The sequence below is a fragment of the Stenotrophomonas sp. 115C5 genome (assembly GCF_056861055.1).
Window position 1 is genome coordinate 50,757 of the sequence record NZ_JBSPUQ010000001.1, and the last position, 13,527, is coordinate 64,283.

The window sequence follows — 13,527 nt, forward strand, 5'->3', positions numbered from 1 at the left end:
GAATGGCGGGGTGGGTCCGGTTGCGGGGGCCGCTGCAAGTACGTCCATGTAAGCTCGGTCGCCGCATCCATGCGGCTCACGCCCCCGCAACCGGACCCACCCCGCCTTCGACAGATTTCCGCGATCTGCAGTAGATCCACGCCATGCGTGGATGAATCTCCATCGGAATCGAATATTTCGAATTGGAATCGAAATGCATCCACGCATGGCGTGGATCCACCGCGTCGACCAAGGTCGACACCTACCAACAGCCACCGAAATCTGTCAGAGGTGGGGCGGTGTGGGTTGGCAGGACCGTTGGCGCCATGGATGGCGCCATCGAGCCCCCAAGGACGGGTTTACGGCGTGTCCTGCCAACCCACACCACCCCGCCATCCCCAGCAACCCGCTGTTGCTGTTGCTCTGGCTCGTAGCAGGTGCAGGGCGCAGCCCTGCCGCGCCCTCAACGACGGCGGCGCTTGCGATCCACGTACAGGGTCTTGGCAATGCTCAGCACGATGCCGACCGCGATACCCACCACGCAGCCCAGCAGCAGGTTGTCGGCGCCCAGGCCCACACCCACGCCGACCACGGTGGCGATGACCATTTCGACGGTGTGGGAAATCGGTTCGGGCTTCGGGGCGGACATGCGGGCTCCAGCGTCAGTGCGGTTCTTCGGGATGGGCCAGTGGCCCGGAAACGACGAAGCCGGGTTGCCCCGGCCTCGTCTGGTGTCACATGCAGCGGGCCGTCAGTGCGATTCGGCCGGGCCTGCGATCGGCGGCAGCGGACGGGCGTCGCCGCCCTTGTCGTTGCCACCGTCCTTGTTCGACTTGTTCCAGCCGGCCGGCGGCGGCGGCTCGCGGCCTTCCATGATGGCGTCGATCTGCGGCGCGTCGATGGTCTCGTACTGCAGCAGCAGCTGGGACATCGCGTGCAGCTTGTCCAGGTTGGCCGTCATCAGCTCGGTGGTACGCGCATAGGCCTCGTCGAGGATGTTGCGCACTTCCTCGTCGATGCGGCGAGCGGTGTCGTTGGAGACACTCTTGTGCTGGGTGACCGAACGACCCAGGAACACTTCGTCGTCCTCTTCGCCATAGGCGATCGGGCCAAGCTGGTCGGAAAGACCCCACTTGGTGACCATGTTGCGGGCCATCTTGGTGGCGCGTTCGATGTCGTTGGAAGCGCCGGTGGTGACCTTGTCGGCACCGAAGATCAGCTCCTCGGCGACGCGGCCACCGTACAGCGAGCACAGCTGCGACTTGATCGCCACGCGGTTCATCGAGTACTTGTCGCCTTCCGGCAGGTACATGGTCACACCCAGCGCACGGCCGCGCGGAATGATGGTGACCTTGTAGACCGGGTCATGCTCGGGCACCAGGCGGCCGACGATGGCGTGACCAGCTTCGTGGTAAGCGGTGAGCGTTTTCTCTTCTTCGCTCATGGCCATCGAGCGGCGCTCGGCACCCATCAGGATCTTGTCGCGGGCACGGTCGAAGTGGTCCATGCGGACTTCCTTCTCGTTGCCACGCGCAGCGAACAGGGCGGCCTCGTTGCAGAGGTTGGCCAGATCCGCACCGGAGAAGCCGGGGGTACCACGCGCGATGACCATCGGCTCGACATCGTCGGCCAGCGGCAGCTTGCGCATGTGGACCTTCAGGATGTGCTCGCGGCCCTTCACGTCCGGCAGGCCGACCACGACCTGGCGGTCGAAACGGCCCGGACGCAGCAGCGCCGGGTCCAGCACGTCCGGACGGTTGGTCGCGGCGATCACGATCACGCCTTCGCCACCTTCAAAACCGTCCATCTCGACCAGCAGCTGGTTCAGGGTCTGCTCGCGCTCGTCATGACCGCCGCCCAGGCCAGCGCCACGGTGGCGGCCGACGGCGTCGATTTCGTCGATGAAAATGATGCACGGCGCATGCTTCTTGGCCTGCTCGAACATGTCACGCACGCGGCTGGCGCCGACGCCGACGAACATTTCCACGAAGTCCGAACCGGAGATCGAGAAGAACGGCACCTTGGCTTCGCCGGCGATGGCCTTGGCCAGCAGCGTCTTGCCGGTACCGGGCGGGCCCACCATCAGCACGCCGCGCGGAATCTTGCCGCCCAGCTTGGTGAACTTGGACGGGTCGCGCAGGAAGTCGACCAGCTCACCCACTTCTTCCTTGGCCTCGTCGCAGCCGGCGACGTCGGCGAAGGTGACCTTGATCTGGTCTTCGCCCTGCAGCTTGGCGCGCGACTTGCCGAAGGACATCGCGCCCTTGGCACCGCCGCCGCCGCCCTGCATCTGGCGCATGATGAACAACCAGAAGCCGATGATCAGGATGACCGGCAGGAAATTCATCAGGATCGCGCCGAGGGAAATGCCGCTGGACGGCTCCTCCTGCACGATCTCCACGTTCTTGGTGCGCAGCACGTTGATCAGGTCACGATCGAACGGCGCGGTGATGGTGGACGACTGCCCACCGCGGGTGGTGTAGGTCAGCTGGCTGGTACCGCCGCGCATGTCGCCGCCAAAGGCGACCTTCTGCACGTTGCCGCTGTCCACCTGGTCCAGGAACTGCGAATACGACGCGCCCTGCGCCCCGGCCCCGGAGGACTTCGGCGAGAAGCTCTGGAAGACCACCATCAGCACGACGGCGACGACCACCCATAGCAGGAGGTTCTTGGTCAAGTCGTTCATCCTCATTGGCTCCGGTGTTCCTCTCAGTGCTGGCGTTGCGTTGGGGTCGAACTTGCGTACGTTGCGAGCTTACTTCATGTGGGCGCGTTTTCCCTGACCCAAGGCATACACCTCGGGAGAGCGCTTGCGCGAGGCTTCCGGCTTGCGGATGGAGACCTTGTCGTACCGGCGGCGCATGTCGCGCACGTAGTCGTCAAAGCCCTCGCCCTGGAACAGCTTGATCAGGAATGCCCCACCGGTCTTCAGGTGGTTGTCGGCAAAATCCAGGGCCAGCTCCGCCAGGTGCATCATCCGCGGCTGGTCGACCGCGCCTACACCACTCTTATTGGGGGCCATGTCCGACAGCACAAGGTCTACCGGCTGATCCCCGAGCATGGCTTCAAACTGCGATAGAACGGCTTCTTCCCTGAAGTCACCATGAAGGAACTCCACACCGGCCAGCGGCGGCATGTCCAGGATGTCCAGGGCCAGCACGCGGCCGGTGTCGCCGATCTGTCTCCGCACCTGCTGAGACCAGCCGCCCGGGGCCGCGCCAAGGTCGACCACCACCATGTGCGGCTTCAGCAGGCGGTCACGTTCGAGCAGCTCTTCGAGCTTGTAGGCGGCGCGCGAGCGCATGCCTTCGGCCTGGGCCTTCTTCACGAAGGGGTCGGAGAAGTGTTCCTTGAGCCAGCGCTGGCTGCTTTTGCTGCGGGTAGCCATTGAAAATAGGGGCTGATGGGGTCCTCATGATACCCTGATCGCCCCATTCAACCGTGTTTTCCTGCATGTCCATCGCCCTGACCGCTTCCCAGACCCGTTTCCTGCGCGGCCAAGCCCACGACCTGAAGGCCCTGCTGCAGACCGGCGGCAAGGGTGTGACCCCGGCCTTCATCGCTGAGCTGAACGAAGTGCTGGAGCGCCACGAGCTGGTCAAGGTGAAGGTCGCTGCCGAAGACCGCGACGCCCGTGACGTGATGATCGGCGAGATCGTCGAAGCCACCGAAAGTGCGCTGGTGCAGCGCATCGGCCACGTCGCCGTGTTGTACCGCCCGAGCAAGGAACAGCGCCAGATCGTGCTGCCGCGCGGCTGATCGCCCTACTGCCATGCAGCTGAACCACGAACCGCCGGATTACGCCTACAGCCTGCGCGCCGCAGATGGCCGCTCGGCCAAGGTGAATGATCAGGTGCTGGGCAGCAGTTTCTTCCTGACCCCGGACCAGCTGGTCGAGCACTGGCCGGTGAAGCAGGCCGCCGAACTGCAGCTGGCCGACCTGGAGCCGATCCTGGCGCTGAACCCGGCACTGATCGTACTCGGCACCGGCGACCGCCAGGTGTTCCCGCCAGCGGTGGTGATGGCCGCCTGCCTGTCACGCGGCATCGGCCTGGAAGTGATGAACAATCCGGCCGCCGCGCGCACCTTCAATATCCTGGCCGGCGAAGGCCGCAAGGTCGCCGCCGCCTTCATTCTCGAAGGCTGACGTGGCGTCGCCGGGCATGGCCCGGCGGTACCCTGGATCACACGTACTCTGTAGCGCCCCAGCCCATGCTCGGGCGGCGCCGCGTCGCGGCGCGGAAAGCCGCCGGGCGTGGCCCGGCGCTACCCGATCACACGGTGATCAGCGTGCCGGCAGATACTGCTGCGGGTCGACCGGCTTGCCGTTGTAACGAATCTCGAAGTGGACCATGTCGCGGTTCGCACCGGTACGGCCCATCTCGGCGATCTGCTCGCCGGCCTTCACGCTCTGCCCTTCATTCACCAGGCGCTTGCGGTTGTGGCCATAGGCCGACAGCCACTGGTCGCTGTGCTTGATGATGATCAGCTCGCCGTAGCCGACCAGGCCGGCACCGGAATACACCACCACGCCATTGGCGGTGGCCTTGACCGCCTGGCCGCTGGTGCCGGCGATGTCCACGCCCTGCTTGGTCGCATCACCGGCCACGTAGCGGCCGACGATCGCGCCGTCAGCCGGCCAGCGCCAGGCGATATTGCTCTTCACCGGACCGACTGGCGCCGGAGCCGGCGCGGTGCTGCCGCCGCTGCTGCTACCCGAACGCGGCGGGGTGACCACCGTGGTGGGCGCGCGGCCGCCGCTGGCACCGGCCGGATACAGCCGGATCACCTGGCCCGGATGGATGGTCGAGGGGTTGTCCAGGCTGTTCCAGGCAATCAGGTCGGCCGGGGTGATGTCGTGGATGCGGGCCAGCGCATAGATGGTGTCGCCCTTGCGCACCACCACGGTCTGCCCGGGCTTGGGCACCGAGGTCTTCGGCGTGGTCACGCCACCGGTGCTGCCGCCACCCGGGCGGACCACAGTGGCGGTGCCGCAGGCGGCCAGGGTGGAAACCAGCAACGCCAGCGCGCCGATGCGCACTCCCTTGCTCAGACGATCAGGACTCATGCGAACTTCGACCTCCATACAAGCCAGGCGATCAGCACCACCACCAACGCGGTGGCGATCCAGCCCAGCGGTTCAATCCAGCGACGCAGTGCCGCTTCAGCACGCGCACCACCGATACGGATGACCGCAGCCAGCACGAACACGCGCTTGCCACGACCGATCAGCATGCTCAACAGATACTGCGGCATCGGTACGCCGACGATACCCGATGCCCACGTGAAGACCTTCATCGGGATGGGCATGAAACCGCCCAGTACCAGGAAGGTGAACACCGCCCACGGCGACTCGGCCATCTTCGCCTGCACAGTGGTGATGCCCTGCTCGATCGCCGGCAGCATGCCCAGCGCTTCGAACAGCGGCTTGATCGCCTCGAAGGCGAAGTGGCCCAGCGCGTAGCCGACAACCGCCCCGACCATCGAGCCGGCCAGGCTGAGGGTGGCGAACCACCACCCGCGCTTGGGCTGGGCCACGCACATCGGCGCCAGCATCACCTCCGGCATCACCGGGAAGATGATCGCCTCGAAGAAGCTCAACACCGTCAGGTAGGTCGGCGCGCGTTCGTGCGCCGCCCACTTCATCGCCCGCTCGTACAGCGGCCCGAAAATCTTCATGCAACCCTGCTCCGTGGATTAGTCGAGCATGCCAGACAGCAGCGGCACGAACGTGACCGGCGCCAGCACGTGTTGTTCGATGCTGCCGTCGGCCTTGCGATCCAGCTGTACCAGCGACTGCGCCCCGGGGCCACCGACCGGCGCCACCAGGCGGCCGCCCCCGGCCAGCTGCTCGATCAGGGCGTCGACCAGTGCCGGCGCCGCCGCAGTGACCACGATGGCATCGAACGGACCGTGCTCGGCCCAACCGACGCGGCCGTCGTCATGCTTGGTGCGGATGTTCATGCCCAGCGCACGGAAGCGCTTGCGGGCCTGGCGCAGCAGATCGCCGATGCGCTCCACGGTGTAGACCTCCAGGCCCAGCGCACCGAGGATGGCGGCCTGGTAACCGGAACCGGTGCCGACTTCCAGCACCCGCTTCGGCGCGACCTGGAGCACCGCCTCGGTCATCCGCGCGACCACCCAGGGCTGCGAGATGGTCTGGCCGTGGCCGATCGGCAGCGCGGTGTCTTCATACGCACGCGAGGCCAGTGCCTCGTCGATGAACAGATGGCGCGGCACCACCCGGATCGCGTTCAAGGTCGGCTCGTCGACGATGCCGGCTTCGCGCAGGCGATCGACAAGTCGGTCGCGCACGCGCTGCGAGGTCATGCCGATACCGACGGCTTCCGGTTGCAGGCGCAGGCGTGGGCTCATGCCGGCTGGTCCAGCGCCGCACTGAGGCCGCCAACCCAGCTGGCCACCTTCTCCAGTGCCTGGTAACGGGTCAGGTCGACCTGGATCGGAGTGATCGAGATGTGGCCGGTGCGCACCGCATGGAAGTCGGTGCCGGGACCGGAGTCCTGCTCACGACCAGCCGGGCCGATCCAGTACACCTCGCTGCCGCGCGGGTCCTTCTGCGCGATGCAGCCTTCGGCGCGATGACGGTTGCCGAGGCGGGTGACCTCGAAGCCCTTGACCTCGTTCCACGGCAGATCCGGCACGTTGACGTTGAGGATGGTGTCAGCCGGCAACGGATCGGCCTTGAGCCGGGCGACGATCTCCACTGCGGCGCGCGCGGCGGTCTCGAAGTGCTTCGGATCATGGTTGCGGGTAACCAGCGAGACCGCCACCGCCGGCAGGCCGAGGAAGCGACCTTCCATCGCCGCCGAGACGGTGCCGGAATAGATCACGTCATCGCCGAGGTTGGCGGCGTTGTTGATGCCGGACACGACAATGTCGGGTTCGAACTCGAGCAGCCCGGTCAGCGCAAGGTGCACGCAGTCGGTCGGGGTGCCGGCCACCGAGACGGTGTAATGGTCGATGCGCTTGAGGCGGATCGGCAGGTCCAGGGTCAGCGAATTGCTGGCGCCGGAGCGATCGCGGTCGGGCGCGACCACCGTGACCTCGTGTCCGGCCTCGCGCAGCACCGAAGCAAGCATCCGGATGCCTGCGGCGTCGACGCCATCGTCGTTACTGACCAGGATTCGCATCTTCGATTTAACCGCTTGATTTTCCAAGAATTCGATTCCATCACCGTGCAGTGTGGGCGGGACCGTCGTACTCCCCTGCGGAAGCCGTCGACCCTGCAAGGGCATCGTCTATTGTGCCGCATGCGAGCCGCCGGTCCTACCCTGCCGGCGGTCACGGCCGACATCGAACCGTCATAGGCAGACCTGCGCCGGCGGTTTACCCTGTACGCATGTCGCACCCTGAAGACGAAGATCCGGCCGCATTGTTCCGTGCGGCCATCGGCGAAGTGACGCCGCTGCGCAAGGATGCCGAGCCGGCACCGGCTGCGCCCCGGCCGAAGCCGCGCGCGCGCATGGCCGAACGTGACGAGGCCGAAGCCGCCGGCGAGTTCGCCCGGCTGCTGCGCGACAGCACGCCGCTGGAAGCCGGCGACGTGGCCAGCTATCGCCGCGACAACCTGCCACCACGCCTGTTCCAGCGCCTCAAGCGTGGCCAGTACTCGGTACAGGACGAACTGGACCTGCACGGCGCCACCGCCGCGCAGGCGGAGACGCTGTTGCGCCAGTTCCTGCTGGAGGCGCATGCACACGACTATGGCTGCGTGCGCATCATCCACGGCAAGGGCCTGCAGTCCGATGGTGGTGCGCCGGTGCTGAAGAACCTGGTTGATCGCCTGCTGCGGCTGCGCAACGACGTGCTGGCGTTTCATTCGGCGCCGACCGGGCAAGGTGGCACCGGTGCGGTGCTGGTACTGCTGGCGCGCAGATGAAAAAGGGGACGGAGGGAATTAAGTCGTTTGTGGCACAAACGACTTAATTCCCTCCGTCCCCTTTTTCTGTCAGGCCTGCGAGGCGTCTTCCACCGCGCCGAGCTCGTGCAGCACGGCGGTGGCGTAGCAGCCAGGCGGCAGCGCGAACGACAGCTCCAGTACGTCATCGGCCAGCCACTGGTGCTGCAGCAGCGCCGGACGCAGGCGCAGCGCGCGGCGCTCCTGCTTCAGGCGTGCGTCTTCCAGGCCGGCCCGCAGGGCCTTCGATTCCTCGTCGTCCAGCGCAGCCAGCTCCAGCTCGCGTGCCGCATCGGTGCTGCGCAGCTCGCCTTCGCCCCACAGCGGCGCGCTGGGATGGATGTCGAAACGCGCCAGGCGCTCGGCCAGCACGTCGGTGTACGGCTCGGGTCCGAACACGCTGCGGCTGCCATCGAGCATCCACACTTCGCCCTCCAGCGGCTGATCCCAGTTGCCCTGCTCCACGCGCGCGGCCAGCACGCGGTTGAACAGCGCCGAACGCGCGGCTGACAGCAGCAGCGAACGCTGATCCTTGCGCATGCGGCGGCCACCGAACATCGCCAGTGCCGCCGGCACGTTGCCGCCGTCGCGGCCAAAGCGCTGCTCGCCGAACCAGTTCGGCAGGCCGCGCTCGGCAACCTGCTGCAGGCGTTCGCTGATCGCTGCGGCATCGCCCTGCACTTCACGCAACACCAGCTTGAAACGGTTGCCGGCCAGTGCGCCACGCTGCAGCTTGCGGTTGTGCCAGGTGGCTTCAAGCACTTCGATCTCATCACTGGCCAACTCGGCCAGGTCCGGCGCAATGCGCTTGGGCAGGTGCACGCTGAAACGCTGGGTGGTGACCGCGTGGCGATCCTTCATGCCGGCGTAGCTCACCGCCATTTCCGGCAGGCCGGCCCACTTGGCCAGCACCTTGGCCACATGCACGGTGTTCGCGCCGCGCTTGCGGATGTGCAGCAGCAGGTGCTCACCTTCGCCGGTGGCCTCGAAGGCCGGCAGTTCGTCCACCTGGAAATCTTCCGGGGTGGTGCGGATGCGCGCTGTGAGCAATGGCGCACCGAATGCAAGCGGCAGCGGAATCATGCGGCCACCAGCAGCACCACGGCCTGCGCGGCGATGCCTTCACCACGGCCGGTGAAGCCCAGCTTTTCCGAGGTGGTGGCCTTGACGCTGACCGCATCAAGCGGCAACTGCAGCAGTCCGCCGATGCGCTCGCGCATGGCCAGCGCATGCGGGCCGACTTTGGGTCGCTCGCAGATCACGGTGATGTCAGTGTTGCCGACACGCCAGCCACGCTCACTCAGCAGGCTGTCGCAGTGGCGCACGAAATCACTGCTGTCGGCACCCTTCCAGCGGTCGTCACTCGGCGGGAAATGCTGGCCGATGTCACCCAGCGCCAATGCGCCGAGCATCGCATCACACAGCGCATGCAAGATCACGTCGCCGTCGCTGTGGGCGAGCACGCCGCAGCTGTGCGGTACGTTCACGCCGCCGAGCATGATGTGATCGCCTTCACCGAAGGCATGGACGTCATAGCCCTGGCCGATGCGGACGGGCGGGAAAGGTGCGGTGCTCATGGATGCAACCCTTGCAGCAGGGCCGCGCGGGCAATCAGCTGGCGCGGCGGGAAAGTACGAATTCGAACCGGTCCAGATCGGCCGGGGTGGTGACCTTGAAGTTGTCCTCACTGCCTTCCACCAGCAGCGGGCGCTGGCCCTGGCGCTCCATGGCCATGGCCTCGTCGGTGACTTCAACACCGGCGGCAGCAGCGTCGGACAGCGCGCGGCTGAGCTGGTGGCGACGGAACAGCTGCGGGGTCAGTGCGCGCCACAGGCGCTCGCGCGGCTCGGTGCCGTCGATGCCACCGTCGTCGCCTGCACGCTTGAGCGTGTCGCACACCGGGGCGGCCAGGATCGCGCCAACCGGGTCGGCACGGCCGACTTCAAGCAGGCGGCCGAGATCGGCCAGGGACAGGTTCGGTCGCGCCGCATCGTGGACCAGCACGAACTCATCGGCGCGCACCGACTCCGGCAACGCCTGCAACCCGGCCAGCACCGAGGCGGCACGGGTCGCACCCCCGACACAGGTCAGCACCGGCTTGCCCGCCCACTCGTTCCAGCCCGGCCAGTCGGCGTCGTCCTGGCCGATCACCACCATCGCACCGGCCACGGCCGGGTGCGCCAGCAGGGCGTCCAGGGTATGGGCGAGCAGGATCTGCCCACCTGCCTGCAGGTACTGCTTGGGCAACGGCGCGCCGAAGCGGGTGCCACGGCCAGCAGCCGGAACCACGACCCAGATGGCCGCGCTCATGGCACGTCCGCCGGATGTTCGCCAGCCTGGGCAGTGACGCCTGCAGCAGGCTGCGCCGGGTGGACCGGCGCATCCTCGACCACGCGGTAGAACTTTTCGCCAGGCTTGATCATGCCCAGCTCGCTGCGCGCGCGTTCCTCGATGGCGGACTGGCCTTCCTTGAGGTCCTTCACTTCGGCAGCCAGCGCATCGTTGCGCTGCTGCAGGCCCTCATTGTCCCGCTCCTGGTTGGTGACCTGGGCTTCGAGCATCATCACTTCGCCCGAGTTGCCCGGACCGAACCAGAAGCGGTACTGCAGCCAGCCCAGCAGCAGGGCCAGCACCAGCAGCATCCAGCGCCAGTCGCGCATCGGCTCAGCGCTTCAGCGAAACGAACGCGTCACGACCGGCGTAACGCGCGCCGGCGCCGAGGGCTTCCTCGATGCGCAGCAGCTGGTTGTACTTGGCCACGCGATCGCTGCGGCACAGCGAGCCGGTCTTGATCTGGGTGGCGGTGGTGGCCACTGCGATGTCGGCGATGGTGGTGTCTTCGGTTTCGCCCGAACGGTGCGAGACCACCGCGGCATAACCGGCGCGGTCAGCCATGGCAATCGCTTCCAGGGTTTCGCTCAGGGTGCCGATCTGGTTGACCTTGATCAGGATCGCGTTGGCGGTGCCCGAGTCGATGCCTTCCTGGAAGATCTTCGGGTTGGTCACGAACAGGTCGTCACCGACCAGCTGCACCTTCTTGCCGATGCGGTCGGTCAGCAGCTTCCAGCCGGCCCAGTCGTTCTCGGCCAGGCCGTCCTCAATCGTGATGATCGGGTACTGCGCGGCCCAGTCGGCGAGGAAGTCGACGAACTGCTCGGAGGTCAGGCGCTTGTTCTCGCCGACCAGGTTGTACTTGCCATTCTCGAAGAATTCGCTGGAGGCCACGTCCAGGCCCAGCAGCACGTCTTCACCGGCGGTGTAGCCGGCCTTGCCGATGGCTTCAAGGATGGTGTCCAGCGCTTCGACGTTGCTGCGGAAGTCCGGTGCGAAGCCGCCTTCGTCGCCAACCGCCGTGCTCAGGCCGTGGCCCTTCAGCACCGACTTCAGCGAATGGAAGATCTCGGTACCGGCGCGCAGCGCTTCGGAGAACGAGGTGAAGCCGACCGGCAGCACCATGAACTCCTGGAAGTCGACGTTGTTGTCGGCATGCGCGCCGCCGTTGATGATGTTCATCATCGGCACCGGCAGCGACGGGGTCACGCCGGTCTTGGCGGCCAGGTACTGCCACAGCGCCTGCTTGCTTGATGCGGCAGCGGCGTGCGCGGCGGCCATCGAAACACCCAGCAGTGCGTTGGCGCCGAGGCGGCCCTTGTTCTCGGTGCCGTCGAGGTCGATCAGGCGACGGTCGAGGCCGGCCTGGTCGGTGGCCTCCAAGCCCTTCAGTGCGGCGGCAATCGTGGTGTTGACGTTGTCGACGGCCTTGCGCACGCCCTTGCCCAGGTAACGGGTCTTGTCGCCGTCACGCAGCTCGACCGCTTCCTTGGTGCCGGTCGAGGCGCCGGAGGGAACCGCGGCACGACCGAACGAACCGTCCTCCAGGATGACTTCGGCTTCCAGCGTGGGGTTGCCACGACTGTCGAGGATTTCACGGGCGTGGATGCTGCGGATCGTACTCATGGTCGGACCGGTTACCTGTCTGGAGAGGGGCGACAAAACGAATGCCGCGTGATTATCCCCGGCTGCCCGCCACTTGCCAAATGGAATGGGCGGCTTCAGCCCCAGCTGGACCCGATCACGATCAGCACCAGCGACACCAACATCACCAGCAACGCACCGGCAATCGCCGCCAGGATGGGGCCACGCCGCCGTCGCCAGGCCAGCACCATCGCCACCGGGCTGCCCAGGAAGGACAGCACCATCGTGACCAGCGCGCCCAGCAACCACCATTGCGTGGCCTGCACGCCGCTGTTCCCGTCCCCCGGCGGCCGGAAACTGGCGGTGAAGGCCAGCACGCCCACCACCAGCGCGATCCAGGTCAACACGGACAGCCCCAGGGCGATCAGGCCCCAAGGCCAGCCGCGCGCCGATGTGGTCGTATTCATCAAAGCACTCCGTAGAACAGGGCGCCCAGCCACAGCGAGAGCAGGATGATCGCCAGGCCAGCGGCCACCTTGCCGCGATTCAACCGCCAGGCCAGCACAGCGGCAGCGACGCATCCCGCGGCACCGAGCAGCTCCGCCACCAGCAGCGCAATGAAGTACGCGCGCAGATTGAGCGCGCTGCCACCATCACCCGGTGGGCGCACGGACGCGGCGCCGATCAGCACCAGCCCGAACATGCCCACGGTGAACAGCACGGCCAGGGCCAGTGCGATCAAGCCCCACGGCCACTGCTTCCAGTGCCGGCGGCGGCGCTGGTTTTCCAGCGCCCGCCACGGGTCACGACTCACGCGAAGCGCGAGAAGCCGTGCTTCTTGGTCACCGCATCGAGTTCCATCAGGGTCTCGAGCAGCGCTTCCATCTGGTCCAGCGGCCATGCATTGGGGCCATCGGACAGCGCCTTGGACGGGTCCGGATGAGTCTCGGCGAACAGGCCGGAGATGCCCACCGCCACGGCGGCACGGGCCAGCACCGGCACGTGCTCACGCTGGCCACCGGAACTGGTGCCCTGCCCGCCCGGCAACTGCACAGAATGGGTGGCGTCGAACACCACCGGGCAACCGGTATCGCGCATCACCGCCAGCGAACGCATGTCGCTGACCAGGTTGTTGTAGCCGAAGCTGGCACCGCGCTCGCAGACCATGATCTGCTCGTTGCCGGTGGCCTTGGCCTTCTCCACGACCGGCTTCATGTCCCACGGCGCCAGGAACTGGCCCTTCTTGATGTTGACCGGCTTGCCGGCCGAGCACACCTTGCGGATGAAGTCGGTCTGGCGGACCAGGAACGCGGGGGTCTGCAGCACATCCACCACCGAGGCCACTTCGTCCATCGGGGTGTATTCGTGGACGTCGGTCAGCACCGGCACGCCGATCTGCTTCTTGACCTCGGCCAGGACCTTCAGGCCCTCCTCCATGCCCGGGCCACGGAAGGCGGTACCCGAGGTGCGGTTGGCCTTGTCGAAGCTGGACTTGAAGATGAAGTTGACGCCGAGCTTGTCGGTGACTTCCTTCAACTTGCCGGCGGTATCCAGCTGCAGCTGCATCGACTCGATCACGCAGGGGCCGGCGATCAGGAACAGGGGCTGGTCCAGCCCGACCTCGAATCCACACAGTTTCATGGCGTTTCCTTGTTGTCCGCAGCACCGGCCGGGCCGGTGCGCTGGGGGTTGAAGCATGCAGGATGGGGGCCGAA

18 protein-coding genes are annotated in these 13,527 nt (G+C 66.6%); 3 read left to right on the forward strand and 15 right to left on the reverse strand.

The features are described 5' to 3' along the window. Positions 1–442: 442 nt before the first annotated feature. From AC13FN_RS00190 to rlmE, 3 genes are all read right to left on the reverse strand, one after another. The gene (locus AC13FN_RS00190; RefSeq protein ID WP_008265807.1) at positions 443–628 is read right to left on the reverse strand and encodes a hypothetical protein; all 186 of its coding nucleotides are present in this window, start codon (positions 626–628) and stop codon (positions 443–445) included. A 102-nt stretch (positions 629–730) separates the two neighbouring features. Further along, the gene (gene ftsH, locus AC13FN_RS00195) at positions 731–2,665 is read right to left on the reverse strand and encodes an ATP-dependent zinc metalloprotease FtsH (RefSeq protein WP_053442800.1); all 1,935 of its coding nucleotides are present in this window, start codon (positions 2,663–2,665) and stop codon (positions 731–733) included. A 69-nt stretch (positions 2,666–2,734) separates the two neighbouring features. Further along, positions 2,735–3,367 (reverse strand): 23S rRNA (uridine(2552)-2'-O)-methyltransferase RlmE, encoded by a 633-nt coding sequence (rlmE, locus tag AC13FN_RS00200; protein WP_005409014.1) that lies wholly within the window; start codon positions 3,365–3,367, stop codon positions 2,735–2,737. A 65-nt stretch (positions 3,368–3,432) separates the two neighbouring features. Between rlmE and yhbY the strand changes: the two genes are divergently transcribed. Together yhbY and AC13FN_RS00210 are read left to right on the forward strand one after the other, a co-directional pair. Next, positions 3,433–3,738, forward strand: coding sequence for a ribosome assembly RNA-binding protein YhbY (gene yhbY, locus AC13FN_RS00205; protein WP_004152868.1), 306 nt, complete (start codon positions 3,433–3,435; stop codon positions 3,736–3,738). 13 nt (positions 3,739–3,751) lie between these two features. Continuing rightward, a complete protein-coding gene (locus tag AC13FN_RS00210; protein WP_049435938.1) occupies positions 3,752–4,126 on the forward strand; it encodes an Mth938-like domain-containing protein in 375 nt (124 codons plus the stop codon). A 138-nt stretch (positions 4,127–4,264) separates the two neighbouring features. Here the strand turns inward: AC13FN_RS00210 and AC13FN_RS00215 are convergent, their stop codons facing one another. From AC13FN_RS00215 to surE, 4 genes are read right to left on the reverse strand one after another with little or no spacing between them, the layout of a single operon-like run. Next, positions 4,265–5,047: a peptidoglycan DD-metalloendopeptidase family protein gene (locus AC13FN_RS00215; protein WP_049435939.1), complete on the reverse strand. Its 783-nt coding sequence runs from the start codon at positions 5,045–5,047 to the stop codon at positions 4,265–4,267. After that, entirely contained in the window at positions 5,044–5,658 is a 615-nt protein-coding gene (locus AC13FN_RS00220) for a YqaA family protein (RefSeq protein ID WP_004152860.1), read from the reverse strand. Before AC13FN_RS00220 ends, AC13FN_RS00215 begins: the two co-directional genes overlap by 4 nt. Positions 5,659–5,676: 18 nt before the next feature. Then, positions 5,677–6,354 (reverse strand): protein-L-isoaspartate(D-aspartate) O-methyltransferase, encoded by a 678-nt coding sequence (locus AC13FN_RS00225; RefSeq protein WP_049435940.1) that lies wholly within the window; start codon positions 6,352–6,354, stop codon positions 5,677–5,679. Continuing rightward, entirely contained in the window at positions 6,351–7,130 is a 780-nt protein-coding gene (gene surE, locus AC13FN_RS00230; RefSeq protein ID WP_049435942.1) for a 5'/3'-nucleotidase SurE, read from the reverse strand. Before surE ends, AC13FN_RS00225 begins: the two co-directional genes overlap by 4 nt. A gap of 209 nt (positions 7,131–7,339) precedes the next feature. Here surE and AC13FN_RS00235 point away from each other — a divergent pair, with 209 nt between their 5' ends. Then, positions 7,340–7,879, forward strand: coding sequence for a Smr/MutS family protein (locus AC13FN_RS00235; protein ID WP_049435943.1), 540 nt, complete (start codon positions 7,340–7,342; stop codon positions 7,877–7,879). 69 nt (positions 7,880–7,948) lie between these two features. On the opposite strand, the gene truD is transcribed toward AC13FN_RS00235, so the two are convergent. The 8 genes from truD to kdsA form a co-directional block, all read right to left on the reverse strand. Then, positions 7,949–8,980, reverse strand: coding sequence for a tRNA pseudouridine(13) synthase TruD (gene truD / locus AC13FN_RS00240; RefSeq protein ID WP_049435944.1), 1,032 nt, complete (start codon positions 8,978–8,980; stop codon positions 7,949–7,951). After that, a complete protein-coding gene (gene ispF / locus AC13FN_RS00245; protein ID WP_049435945.1) occupies positions 8,977–9,474 on the reverse strand; it encodes a 2-C-methyl-D-erythritol 2,4-cyclodiphosphate synthase in 498 nt (165 codons plus the stop codon). The genes truD and ispF overlap by 4 nt, the downstream gene beginning before the upstream one ends. A gap of 34 nt (positions 9,475–9,508) precedes the next feature. Further along, positions 9,509–10,207 (reverse strand): 2-C-methyl-D-erythritol 4-phosphate cytidylyltransferase, encoded by a 699-nt coding sequence (gene ispD, locus AC13FN_RS00250; protein WP_482984334.1) that lies wholly within the window; start codon positions 10,205–10,207, stop codon positions 9,509–9,511. Then, the gene (ftsB, locus tag AC13FN_RS00255) at positions 10,204–10,557 is read right to left on the reverse strand and encodes a cell division protein FtsB (protein WP_043402126.1); all 354 of its coding nucleotides are present in this window, start codon (positions 10,555–10,557) and stop codon (positions 10,204–10,206) included. The genes ispD and ftsB overlap by 4 nt, the downstream gene beginning before the upstream one ends. Before the next feature lie 4 nt (positions 10,558–10,561). Beyond that, a complete protein-coding gene (gene eno / locus AC13FN_RS00260) occupies positions 10,562–11,854 on the reverse strand; it encodes a phosphopyruvate hydratase (protein WP_049435947.1) in 1,293 nt (430 codons plus the stop codon). A 95-nt stretch (positions 11,855–11,949) separates the two neighbouring features. Beyond that, positions 11,950–12,279, reverse strand: coding sequence for a hypothetical protein (locus AC13FN_RS00265; RefSeq protein ID WP_049435948.1), 330 nt, complete (start codon positions 12,277–12,279; stop codon positions 11,950–11,952). Next, on the reverse strand, positions 12,279–12,626 hold the full coding sequence (locus tag AC13FN_RS00270) for a hypothetical protein (protein ID WP_482984333.1): 348 nt from the start codon (positions 12,624–12,626) through the stop codon (positions 12,279–12,281). Before AC13FN_RS00270 ends, AC13FN_RS00265 begins: the two co-directional genes overlap by 1 nt. Beyond that, positions 12,623–13,453: a 3-deoxy-8-phosphooctulonate synthase gene (kdsA, locus tag AC13FN_RS00275; RefSeq protein ID WP_014036736.1), complete on the reverse strand. Its 831-nt coding sequence runs from the start codon at positions 13,451–13,453 to the stop codon at positions 12,623–12,625. Before kdsA ends, AC13FN_RS00270 begins: the two co-directional genes overlap by 4 nt. Positions 13,454–13,527: the final 74 nt, after the last annotated feature.

What these genes read in the sequence shown, in the direction of transcription:
- AC13FN_RS00225 (WP_049435940.1), bottom strand. Translation starts at nt 6,354, where the DNA reads ATGAGCCCACGCCTGCGCCTGCAACCGGAAGCCGTCGGTATCGGCATG.
- rlmE (WP_005409014.1), bottom strand. Translation starts at nt 3,367, where the DNA reads ATGGCTACCCGCAGCAAAAGCAGCCAGCGCTGGCTCAAGGAACACTTC.
- eno (WP_049435947.1), bottom strand. Translation starts at nt 11,854, where the DNA reads ATGAGTACGATCCGCAGCATCCACGCCCGTGAAATCCTCGACAGTCGT.
- AC13FN_RS00215 (WP_049435939.1), bottom strand. Translation starts at nt 5,047, where the DNA reads ATGAGTCCTGATCGTCTGAGCAAGGGAGTGCGCATCGGCGCGCTGGCG.
- ispD (WP_482984334.1), bottom strand. Translation starts at nt 10,207, where the DNA reads ATGAGCGCGGCCATCTGGGTCGTGGTTCCGGCTGCTGGCCGTGGCACC.
- ftsH (WP_053442800.1), bottom strand. Translation starts at nt 2,665, where the DNA reads ATGAACGACTTGACCAAGAACCTCCTGCTATGGGTGGTCGTCGCCGTC.
- AC13FN_RS00210 (WP_049435938.1), top strand. Translation starts at nt 3,752, where the DNA reads ATGCAGCTGAACCACGAACCGCCGGATTACGCCTACAGCCTGCGCGCC.
- AC13FN_RS00265 (WP_049435948.1), bottom strand. Translation starts at nt 12,279, where the DNA reads ATGAATACGACCACATCGGCGCGCGGCTGGCCTTGGGGCCTGATCGCC.
- AC13FN_RS00190 (WP_008265807.1), bottom strand. Translation starts at nt 628, where the DNA reads ATGTCCGCCCCGAAGCCCGAACCGATTTCCCACACCGTCGAAATGGTC.
- ispF (WP_049435945.1), bottom strand. Translation starts at nt 9,474, where the DNA reads ATGAGCACCGCACCTTTCCCGCCCGTCCGCATCGGCCAGGGCTATGAC.
- AC13FN_RS00220 (WP_004152860.1), bottom strand. Translation starts at nt 5,658, where the DNA reads ATGAAGATTTTCGGGCCGCTGTACGAGCGGGCGATGAAGTGGGCGGCG.
- ftsB (WP_043402126.1), bottom strand. Translation starts at nt 10,557, where the DNA reads ATGCGCGACTGGCGCTGGATGCTGCTGGTGCTGGCCCTGCTGCTGGGC.
- truD (WP_049435944.1), bottom strand. Translation starts at nt 8,980, where the DNA reads ATGATTCCGCTGCCGCTTGCATTCGGTGCGCCATTGCTCACAGCGCGC.
- surE (WP_049435942.1), bottom strand. Translation starts at nt 7,130, where the DNA reads ATGCGAATCCTGGTCAGTAACGACGATGGCGTCGACGCCGCAGGCATC.
- yhbY (WP_004152868.1), top strand. Translation starts at nt 3,433, where the DNA reads ATGTCCATCGCCCTGACCGCTTCCCAGACCCGTTTCCTGCGCGGCCAA.
- AC13FN_RS00235 (WP_049435943.1), top strand. Translation starts at nt 7,340, where the DNA reads ATGTCGCACCCTGAAGACGAAGATCCGGCCGCATTGTTCCGTGCGGCC.
- kdsA (WP_014036736.1), bottom strand. Translation starts at nt 13,453, where the DNA reads ATGAAACTGTGTGGATTCGAGGTCGGGCTGGACCAGCCCCTGTTCCTG.